Raw genomic sequence first — 10,067 nt, forward strand, 5'->3', positions numbered from 1 at the left:
TAAGTAACTCGCCATGCTGTCGGGCCTGCACCCCGCCGCGCCGCCGCTGTCAGCGGTGCGCAGGCTCACCGCTGCGCTGCTGCTCGTCGGAGCGGTGGCTCACCTGGGTTTCCTGGCGCAGCTCGTCGTGGACACCGCGCTGTCGCCGTGGCACACGCTGCCGTCGCAGCTCGCCGCGGTCGGCCAGCCGTCCGGGGTGGTCTTCCGCGTCGCCGACGGCATCGCCGGTGGCGCCTTCGTGCTGGCGAGCCCTCCGCTGTTGCGGCTCGCACCGGTCCACTGGCTCGGCAGGCTCACCGTGGGCCTGGTGTTCGCCTTCGGCGTGATCCTGCTGCTGCGCGCGGCGGTGCCCACGGAGTGCGTGCCCGCCCCGCCCGGGCTGTGCGGCGAACCGACGGGCCTCAGCCGGACGGTGGGGCTGAGCGTGGGCCTGCAGTACCTCGTGGGGCCCGCGGTCGTGACCGCGTGGTGGCACAGCCGGTGGCGGATCGCGGCGGGCTCGGTGCTGCTGGTGCAGTTCACCGCGCTGACGGTGGTGGCCTCCGCCGGGATGACCGACGGGCAGTTCCTGGGACTCGCCGTGCGGGTCCAGGCCGTGGGCGCCTCCGTCCTGTTCGTCCTGGGCGCCGCCTACGTGCTCACCATGGGCGCGGTGCGCCCGCCCGCGCGGCAGCGCCCGCCCCGCGAGAGGTCGGCCTCGTGCCCGGGATGATCGGCCCGGTGGCCGACGAGCGGGAGGGCCTGCTCGACTATCTCGCTCAGCAGCGTTACGTCCTGTGCCTGACGACCTACGGGCTGACCGAACAGCAGATCAGGGCCACACCCACGGCCAGCGCGCTCTGCCTCGGCGGCATCCTCAAGCACGTCAGCCGCACCGAGCGTGCGTGGCTGGACGTCGTCGCGGGGCTGCCGCCCACCGACCCCGGTGCCGACCTGTGGGTCGCTCCCTGGGAGACGCTGGCCGACCTCGTCGAGGAGTACGAGTCGGTGGCCAACCGCACGGAGGAGATCGTCGCCGGTCTCGGCGACCTCGGCGCCGCGGTCCCGGTGCCCCGGGACGTGCCGTGGTTTCCCGACGACGTGCCTGCCTGGTCGGTGCGCTGGGTCCTGCTCCATCTCATCGAGGAGACGGCCCGCCACGCCGGGCACGCGGACATCATCCGGGAATCCCTCGACGGCGCCACCGCGTTCGCCCTGATGGCAGCGGCCGAGCAGTGGCCGGACACCCCGTGGCTCACGCCGTGGCGGCCCCCGAACTGAGCGCGGCCGGCTCAGAGCTCGAACAGCCCCGGTTGCTCCGCTCGCGCCCGTTCCAGCGCGAGCAGGCGCTGCTTCGTGGCCACCCCGCCCGGCGCGGAGAAGCCGCCCAGCCCACCGTTCGCGGCGAGCACGCGGTGACACGGCACGATCGGCGCGAACCGGTTGGCGCCCAGCGCCCGCCCGACCGCCCTGGCCGCGCCCGGCTCGCCGAGCCGCGCGGCGACCTCGCCGTAGGTCACCGTGCGCCCTGCCGGGACGGCCAGCACCACTTCGTAGACCCGCCGGGGGAACGCCGGTACCGCCGCGAGGTCCAGCGGTACCGCCGAGAGATCCACCGGCTCGCCGCGAAACAGCGCCGCCACCCGCTCGATCATCGAGGCCACCTCCGCCGGAGGGTCGTCCTCCACCGCGCCGGGCAGGTCGGTCGCGAACGTCGCGCGCACCCGCTCGGCGTCGCGCTCGGGCAGCAGGCTGCGCACGACCACCGCCGTGGCGGACGGTGCGGGTCGCCACGCGAGGCCACCCGCGCCCAGCGCGGTGCCGAACACCGTGAAGCGCACCGTCATCGGATCAGTGCACCTCGCGCCAGGCGTTGGTCATGGGCAGCCGCCGGTCCCGGCCGAAAGCCTTGAACGTGATCTTGGTGCCCGGCGGGTACTGCCTGCGCTTGTACTCGGCACGATCCACCAGCCGGACCACGCGGTCCACCGTCTCGGCCTCGAAGCCCGCCGCCAGCAGGTCGGAAAAGCCCCGGTCGCCCTCCACGTAGTCGTCCAGGATGTCGTCGAGCAGGGCGTAGTCGGGCAGCGAGTCGGTGTCCAGCTGGCCGGGCCGCAACTCGGCCGACGGCGGTTTCGTGATCGAGTTCGGCGGGATCGGCGGTGTCTCGCCGCGCTTCTCGGCGTCCGCGTTGCGCCAGCGGGCCAGCTCCCACACGTGGGTCTTGAACACGTCCTTGATCGGGGCGAAGCCGCCGACGGCGTCGCCGTAGATCGTCGAGTAGCCCACGGCCAGCTCGGTCTTGTTCCCCGTGGCCAGTACGAGGTGCCCCTCCTGGTTCGACAGCGCCATGAGCAGCATCCCCCGGACCCGGGCCTGGATGTTCTCCTCCGCGAGCCCCTGGAGCCCGAGCTGGCCGACGTAGGTCTCCACCATCGTCTCGACCGGCTCCACCCGGAAGTGACACCCGAGCCTGCGGGCCAGGTCGGCGGCGTCCGAGCGCGAGTGCTCGGACGAGTACCGGGAGGGCATCGACACGCCGTGAACCGCGTCGCCGCCGAGCGCGTCCGCGGCGAGCGCGGCCGTCACCGCCGAGTCGATGCCGCCCGAGAAGCCCAGGATCACCGAGCCGAAGCCGTTCTTGCGGGCGTAGTCGCGCAGGCCCACCACCAGCGCCGACCACACCTCCGCCTGATCGGGCAGGGGCTCGGCCACCGAGAGCTGCCGGGGTTCGCCCTCCGGCCGCGCCGGGGTGCCGCCCAGCACCCGCCTGCGTACCAGGAACCCGGCCACGCCCCGCTCGTCGAGCGGCCGGTCCCGTTCGGGCAGGTCCACGTCCACGACCATCAGGTGCTCGGTGAACTGCGGAGCCCGCGCCAGCAGCGTGCCGTCGGCGTCCACCACGATCGAGTCCCCGTCGAAGACCAGATCGTCCTGCCCGCCCACCTGGTTCGTGTAGACGACGGGCGCGCCCGCCTCGGCGGCCCGCCGCGCGACCAACGGCAGCCGCACGTCGTCCTTCGCGCGCTCGTACGGCGAGGCGTTGGGCGAGAGCACCAGATCGACACCGGCCTCACCCAGGGCGGTGACGGGTCCACCCTCCTGCCACAGGTCCTCGCAGATCACCATGCCCAGGTCGGCGCCGTGCAGCCGCAGCACGGTCAGCGTGTCGCCGGGCTTGAAGTAGCGGCGCTCGTCGAAGACCCCGTAGTTCGGCAGGTGGTGCTTGTCCTGCGTCGCGACCACCTCGCCGCGGTACAACGCGGCCACGGCGTTGCGCGGGCCCACCGCGTCGGCACCCAGGTACCCGACGAGCACGCAGACGTCGCCGTGCCCGGCGTCGGCGAGATCCCTCGCGAGGTCGTCCACGGCGGCCCGCGACGCCGCCGCGAACGTGCCGCGCAGCGCCAGGTCCTCCACCGGATATCCCGTGAGCGTCATCTCCGGGAAGACGACGACGTGGGCTCCCTCGGCCGCGGCCTGCCGGGTGCGGTCCACGACGAGGGCCGCGTTGCCGGCCAGGTCCCCGACGGTGGTGTTGACCTGGGCCAGGGCGATGCGCAGTAGTGGCATGCCCCCATTCTCGCGCACCCGGTCAGGAACGCTTCTTGCGCAGCATCCCCCGCACCTTCTTGAGTGCCTGTTCGGCGTCGGAGTCGAACGGGTTGTCCTGCACCAGGTAGGTCCACGTCGACGTCGGCCTGCGCACCCCGGCCCTGGCCAGGTCCACGCCGTCGTCGGTGATCTCGGCCTCCAGCAGGGTCTTCGCCGAGCGCTTCTCCATCTCGTCGCGGATCTTGCGAAACGCCGGGATGGCCGTCCGGTGGAACTCGTCGAGCGGGGCCTCCTTCGCCAGCGCCCGCAGGTGGATGGTCTCCCGCACCTCGGTCAGGAACGCCAGGTGATCCGCCCACAGCTGGTCGAGGTGGAACAGGACCACCTCGCGGCACACCTGGCCGAGCTTCTGCTCGCCGAGCGACTCGGCGAGCTCGGCGCACCGGTCGGGCTCGGCCTCCCGCAGCAGGGTGAGGGCCGTGTCGTGGCGCAGCACGTCGTCGCGGTAGCGCAGCAGTTCGGCACGCTGGTGCTCGATCAGCCGCGTGTACCGCCACGTGTTGCGGTGGATCTCCAGGTCGACGCCCTCGGCGACGCGCTGCGCGTGGTTGAGCTGCCGGTGGGCCGCCGCCTCGGTGATCTCTCCGGTGTCCTCGTCGGCGGCGATGCCCTCCGGGACGTCGGGTGCGTGCGCGAGCACCAGCTCGTCGCCGAGGCTGGCGAAGAACACCGAACTGCCCGGATCACCCTGCCTGCCGGCCCGGCCGCGCAGCTGGTCGTCGAGCCTGCTGCTGGGGTAGCGCGCCGTGCCGATGACGTGCAGCCCGCCCAGCTCGGCCACCCGCTCGGCGTCCTCGCCGTCGGCGCCACCGAGCCGGATGTCGGTGCCCCGGCCCGCCATCTGCGTCGACACCGTGATCACGGCGTGCGCGCCGGCCTGCGCGATCACCGCCGCCTCCTCGGCGTCGTTGCGGGCGTTGAGCACGATGCACGAGAGCCCGGACTTGCGCAGCTTCTCGGCGAGTTCCTCCGACTCCGCCACGTCCTGCGTGCCGACCAGGATCGGCCTGCCCGTCTCGTGGACCTCCCGGATCTCGTCGACGATCGCCCGCAGCTTGCGGGTGGGCGTGGTGAACACCCGATGGGGAAGATCCTCCCTGACGTTCGGCGTGTTCGGCGGGATCACGGCGACCTCGAGTTCGTAGAACTCCCGCAGCTGCTCCGCCACCGCCGCCGCCGTGCCCGTCATCCCGGCGACCCGGGGATACCGCGCCAGCAGGGCCTGTACGGTGATCGAGTCGAGGATCTCGCCGTGCTCCGACGGCGCGACCTGCTCCTTGGCCTCCACCGCGGCCTGCAACCCGTCGGGCCAGCGCTGCAACTCGGCGACCCTGCCCCGCGAGGCGTTGATGAGCCGGACCTTGCCGTCCCGTACCAGGTAGTCCACGTCGCGGGTCAGCAGCGCGTGGGCGTGCAGGGCCGCGTTGACACCGGCGAGGCGGTCGGAGCCGTCCTCGTCGTAGAGGTCGATGCCGCCGAGGGACTTCTCGACCACCGACGCCCCCGCCGCCGTGAGCCAGGCGTTGCGGCCGTCCGGGTCGGTCTCGTAGTGCAGGCCGACCCGCAGCCGCCGCACGATCTTGGCGACCTCCTCGTCGGCGACACCGGCGTCCACCGAGCCCGCCATGACCAGCGGAACCCGCGCCTCGTCCACCAGCACCGAGTCGGCCTCGTCCACGACGGCCACCTCGGGTTCGGGTTGCGTCAGCGCGTCCTCCGACGTGACCAGCCGGTCGCGCAGCACGTCGAACCCGATCTCGCTCACCGCGCCGTAGCAGACCTCGCTGTGGTAGGCGGTGCGCCGCTCGTCGGCGGTCAGCGCGGGCTCCACCCAGCCCACCGACACTCCGAGCAGGTCGTAGATGGGACGCATCCACTCCGCGTCACGGCGCGCCAGGTAGTCGTTCACCGAGATGACGTGAACCCGCTTGCCCCGCAGCGCGTAACCCGCGGCGGCGAGCGCTCCCGACAGGGTCTTGCCCTCACCGGTCGCCATCTGCACCACGTGCCCGGTCAGCAGGCCCATCGTGCCCAGCAGCTGCACGTCGAACGCCCGCTCACCCAGGCCGCGCCGCGCGGCCTCCCTGCCCAGCGCGCACATCTCCACCAGCAGGTCGTTGTCCAGCTCCCCGGCCTCCCGCACCGCGGCGGCGCGCTCGGTGAGTTCGGTGTCGGACAGCTTCTCGAGCTCCGGTTCCAGCGCGCCGACCCGGGGCAGCAGCGCCTCGTAGCGCTTCAGATCGACACTCGCGGTTCGGGACAGCAGCCGCTTGACCGTCGTCCCCACCCGGCTCCACAACGCCACCTGCTCGTCTCCCGTCCGTTTCGGCACGCCCGGCCACGCCACGCCCAACCTAGCCCTGGTTCTGTCCGGTTCCCACCGACAGTGGCACGATCACAGGCGTGCGCACCAGCAAACGCTACCTGCCACCGGCGGTGGGGTTACTCCTCCTTTCGTCGCTGATCGCCTGCTCGCCCGCCGAGGAGCAGCGGGAGGCGAGTGTGCCGGCGGGCCCGGTTCCGGAAGGGCTGGAGGGCTTCTACTCACAGCGCCTCGACTGGGGCGAGTGCGAGCCCTTCGCGAGCGACGCCATGTCCAGGCAGGCGTTCGCGGGCGAGGGACTGGAGTGTGCCCGGTTGTCGGTCCCGTTGTCCTACGACGACCCGGGCGGCACCACGATCTCGGTCGGGGTGCTGCGGAACCGGGCGAGCGACGAGGACGGGCGGATCGGCTCACTGGTGATGAACCCGGGCGGACCCGGAGCCTCCGGCATGGCCGCGGCGGCCCAGCTCTCCGGTTCGGTGGACGGTACCGAGCTGGGTGAGAAGTTCGACCTGGTCGGCTTCGACCCGCGTGGCATCGGAGCCAGCGAGCCGTCGATCGAGTGCCTCACCGACGCCGAGATGGACGCCGACCGCGCCGACACCAGCGCGATGGACGGCGTCGACGACGTCGCCGACGCCGAGGCGGACGCCAGGCAGTTCGCGAACCGGTGCGCGGAGCGCACCGAACACGGCGAACAGATGCTGGCCAACCTCGGCAGCAGGGACGTGGTGCGGGACATGGACGTGCTGCGCTCGGCGCTCGGCGACGAGAAGCTGTCCTACCTCGGCTACTCCTACGGCACCCGGATCGGCTACACCTACGCCGAGACGTTCCCCCGCAACGTGCGCGCGATGATCCTCGACGGCGCGGTCGATCCCGAGCAGGACATGCTCGACAGTCTCGTGGCGCAGGGCGAGGGCTTCGGCAACACGTTCGACAAGTTCGTCGAGTGGTGCGTGGCCCGGGAGGACTGCGCGCTGGGCACCGACGCGGCCACCGCCGTCCAGCGCTACCAGGACCTGGTGCGGCCACTGGTGGACCAGCCGGCGACCCTGGCCGACGGCCGCGTCCTGAGTTTCGAGGACGCCACCACCGGAACCGTCGCCGCGCTGTACAGCCAGCAGATCTGGCCGACGCTGAACCAGGCACTCGGCGCGCTCGCGAACGGCGACGGCAGCATGATGATGGCGCTGGCCGACATGTACTACGAGCGTGGGCCCGACGGCACCTACTCCACCACGCAGGAGGCCCTCGTGGCCGTTCGCTGCGTCGACGACCCTCCGGTGTCCGACCAGGGCGAGATCGAGCGCGCCCAGGCCGACTACTACGAGGCGGCCGAGTTCCTCGACCCCGGCCTGCCGCCGTCGTCGGCCCGGGACGCCTGCGCGTTCTGGCCGGTCGAGCACACCTCGGAGCCTCGGCTGCCGGACGTCGAGGGCGTCCCCCCGGCACTCGTGGTGTCCACGACCGACGACCCGGCGACACCGTACGAGGCGGGAGTGAACCTCGCGAAGGCGATGGGCGGCCGGTTGCTGACCTACGAGGGCGCCCAGCACACGGCCTTCCTGTCGGTCGGCAACCGGTGCGTGGACGAGGCGGGAACGGACTACCTCGTCGACGGCGAACTGCCCCCCGAGGGCACCCGCTGCCGCTGAGTCGCGCCGGTGTCGTTGTGGCGGGTCAGCGCCAGCTCCAACTGCACCGCGCCCTCGTTCTTCTGCCTCGGCGGGACCTGCACCCAGACCCGCATGAGCCTCCCGGTGCCGGGTGCGATCCAGAACTTGACGCTGACGTCGTCGTGCACCGTGGGCACGACCGCCGCGATCGCGTCGTGGGCGAGGCCGCCGCCGACCCGGTAGGTCTCGACGTCGGCGAGGTTTTCCCGGGTCTCCGTCCGCAGGTCCGTGGCCGCGAGCAGTAGCTGCCGCAGCCCCCGCTCAGGGTCGAGCAGCCGCGCCGGAGCGAAGGCCTGGGGCACGGTGCGCTCGACGGCCGGGGCGTCGGCCTCGTCCGGGTCGGTCAGGCGCAGCGTCTCGCCGTCGAGGTCGAACGTGTACTGGGTCCGGCCTGCCGGTGCCTGGACGTCCGCCTCTCCCTGGGCGGTGCCGTAGGGCCCGCCTTCCCGGGATGCCGTCCCCTCGACCTCCCGCACCGGCAGCCCCGGCAGCGCGCCGTTGCTCCGGAAGTGGAACGAGACATCGGTCAGCCCGCGCAGGCGCTCCGCCGCCGTGTCCACGAGTCCCCCCGCGTCCGGCAGGGGGCCGGTGTTGTCGGGATTGCCCGTGCAGCCCGCGAGCGAGGCCGCCGCCACGAGCGTGGCGAGAGCGGTGGGCACGAGGCGGCGGATCAGCATGCGGTTCACGGTATCGGGGCGGGGGCCGGGCCCGGGAGAAGGGACGATGTCACCCCGTCGGGGGGCGTCGGACGTCGCTGACGGACCCGAAACACCGCCTTAACATCACCGGCCTAGTCTCGCGGCATGGATCGTCAGCAGGAGTTCGTGCTGCGCACGCTGGAGGAACGCGACATCCGCTTCGTGCGCCTGTGGTTCACCGACGTCCTCGGTTTCCTCAAGTCCGTCGCCGTCGCTCCCGCCGAACTCGAAGGTGCCTTCAGCGAGGGCATCGGTTTCGACGGGTCGGCCATCGAGGGCTTCGCCCGGGTGTACGAGTCGGACATGGTCGCCAAGCCGGATCCCTCCACCTTCCAGGTGCTGCCGTGGGAGACGGCGGAGGGCGACCGCTACTCGGCGCGGATGTTCTGCGACATCGCCATGCCGGACGGGTCGCCGTCGTGGGCGGACCCACGGCACGTGCTGCGCAGGCAGCTCGCCAAGGCCAGCGAGGCCGGCTTCACGTGCTACGTCCATCCCGAGATCGAGTTCTTCCTGCTGGCCAACCGGCCGGAGGACGGCAGCGAACCCGAACCCGCCGACAACGGCGGCTACTTCGACCAGGCCAGCCACGCCACGGCCACGCATTTCCGCCGGCACGCCATCGAGGCGCTGGAGGAGATGGGCATCTCCGTGGAGTTCTCGCACCACGAGGGCGCGCCGGGACAGCAGGAGATCGACCTGCGCTACGCCGACGCCCTGACGATGGCCGACAACGTGATGACCTTCCGCTACGTGGTGAAGGAGGTCGCCCTGACCCAGGGCGTGCGGGCCACGTTCATGCCGAAACCGTTCAGCAGGCAGCCCGGCTCCGGCATGCACACCCACGTGTCGCTGTTCGAGGGGGACCGCAACGCCTTCTACAGCCAGGTGGATCCGTACGAGCTGTCCGCCACCGGCAAGGCGTTCGTCGCCGGGTTGCTCCACCACGCGCGGGAGATTTCGGCGGTGACGAACCAGTGGGTCAACAGCTACAAGCGGCTGATCCACGGTGGCGAGGCGCCGACGACGGTGTCGTGGGGACGGGCGAACCGCTCGGCGCTCGTCCGGGTACCGATGTACTCGCCGGGCAAGGCCTCCTCCCGCCGGGTGGAGATCCGCACGCCGGACTCCGCGTGCAACCCGTACCTCGCGTACTCGGTGATCCTGGCCGCCGGGCTGAAGGGGATCGAGAAGGACTACGCGCTGCCCCCCGCGGCCGAGGACAACATCCGGACGCTGACCGACGCCGAGCGGAAGGCGGCGGGGTACGCGGAGCTACCGCAGAACCTGGGCGAGGCACTGACGGAGATGGAGCGCTCGGAGCTGCTGCCGGACGCACTCGGCGAGCACGTGTACGACTTCTTCCTCCGCAACAAGCGGGTCGAGTGGGACAACTACCGCAGCGAGGTGACGCCCTACGAGCTCCGAACGCTGCTTCCCATGCTCTGACCTGCGACGACGCGGTAAGGGACCCCCCCCTGTTCGAGGGGACTTCAGCGGCGTGTAATCTTCTCTTTGTCGCCAGGGACGGCCGGGGCGAGCGGGAGAAACCCGAGAGGGTTGACACCGCGAGTCGCACCGGGTAACGTACCTGGTCGGCCCTTGAGGTGAAGGGCCACAATCCCATCGAAGAGCCGCAAGGTTCACTCGTCGGGGTTTCGTGGCGCTCCCAACGGGGTACCTAGAAGCCATAAGCGTGTGTTGTTTGAGAACTCAACAGTGTGCTAGTGATTGTCATCTAGTGGTGATGATTGTTTTGAACCCTTTGTGGGT

Annotated in this window: 8 protein-coding genes; 4 read left to right on the top strand and 4 right to left on the bottom strand. The window is 71.5% G+C overall.

Annotation, left to right across the window (positions count from 1 at the left end; genetic code table 11):
• The first annotated feature begins 13 nt into the window (after positions 1-13).
• Positions 14-712 carry a DUF998 domain-containing protein gene (locus tag FFT09_RS22495; protein ID WP_081193840.1) on the top strand — a complete coding sequence of 233 codons (699 nt, stop codon included), beginning with the start codon at positions 14-16 and terminating at the stop codon, positions 710-712.
• Positions 700-1,260, top strand: a complete 561-nt coding sequence (locus FFT09_RS22500) for a DinB family protein (protein WP_037336030.1) — start codon at positions 700-702, stop codon at positions 1,258-1,260. The genes FFT09_RS22495 and FFT09_RS22500 overlap by 13 nt, the downstream gene beginning before the upstream one ends.
• 11 nt (positions 1,261-1,271) lie before the next feature.
• Here FFT09_RS22500 and FFT09_RS22505 read toward each other — a convergent pair whose 3' ends face one another.
• The 3 genes from FFT09_RS22505 to secA2 are packed head-to-tail and all read right to left on the bottom strand — an operon-like array spanning position 1,272 to position 5,899.
• Entirely contained in the window at positions 1,272-1,826 is a 555-nt protein-coding gene (locus FFT09_RS22505) for a methylated-DNA--[protein]-cysteine S-methyltransferase (protein ID WP_138383936.1), read from the bottom strand.
• A 4-nt stretch (positions 1,827-1,830) separates the two neighbouring features.
• Entirely contained in the window at positions 1,831-3,552 is a 1,722-nt protein-coding gene (locus FFT09_RS22510) for an NAD+ synthase (protein ID WP_081193846.1), read from the bottom strand.
• Between the two features lie 22 nt (positions 3,553-3,574).
• Positions 3,575-5,899 carry an accessory Sec system translocase SecA2 gene (gene secA2 / locus FFT09_RS22515; protein ID WP_081193896.1) on the bottom strand — a complete coding sequence of 775 codons (2,325 nt, stop codon included), beginning with the start codon at positions 5,897-5,899 and terminating at the stop codon, positions 3,575-3,577.
• A gap of 98 nt (positions 5,900-5,997) precedes the next feature.
• On the opposite strand from secA2, the gene FFT09_RS22520 reads away from it, so the two are divergent.
• Positions 5,998-7,575 carry an alpha/beta hydrolase gene (locus FFT09_RS22520; protein ID WP_138383937.1) on the top strand — a complete coding sequence of 526 codons (1,578 nt, stop codon included), beginning with the start codon at positions 5,998-6,000 and terminating at the stop codon, positions 7,573-7,575.
• Here FFT09_RS22520 and FFT09_RS22525 read toward each other — a convergent pair.
• Positions 7,527-8,273, bottom strand: a complete 747-nt coding sequence (locus tag FFT09_RS22525; protein WP_138383938.1) for an LppX_LprAFG lipoprotein — start codon at positions 8,271-8,273, stop codon at positions 7,527-7,529. The two genes, FFT09_RS22520 and FFT09_RS22525, sit on opposite strands and share 49 nt — an antisense overlap.
• 126 nt (positions 8,274-8,399) lie before the next feature.
• Here FFT09_RS22525 and glnA point away from each other — a divergent pair, with 126 nt between their 5' ends.
• Positions 8,400-9,743, top strand: a complete 1,344-nt coding sequence (gene glnA / locus FFT09_RS22530) for a type I glutamate--ammonia ligase (RefSeq protein WP_081193850.1) — start codon at positions 8,400-8,402, stop codon at positions 9,741-9,743.
• The last annotated feature ends 324 nt before the right edge of the window (positions 9,744-10,067 follow it).

This window comes from Saccharomonospora piscinae (assembly GCF_005862235.1).
GTDB classification, from domain to species: domain Bacteria; phylum Actinomycetota; class Actinomycetes; order Mycobacteriales; family Pseudonocardiaceae; genus Saccharomonospora; species Saccharomonospora piscinae.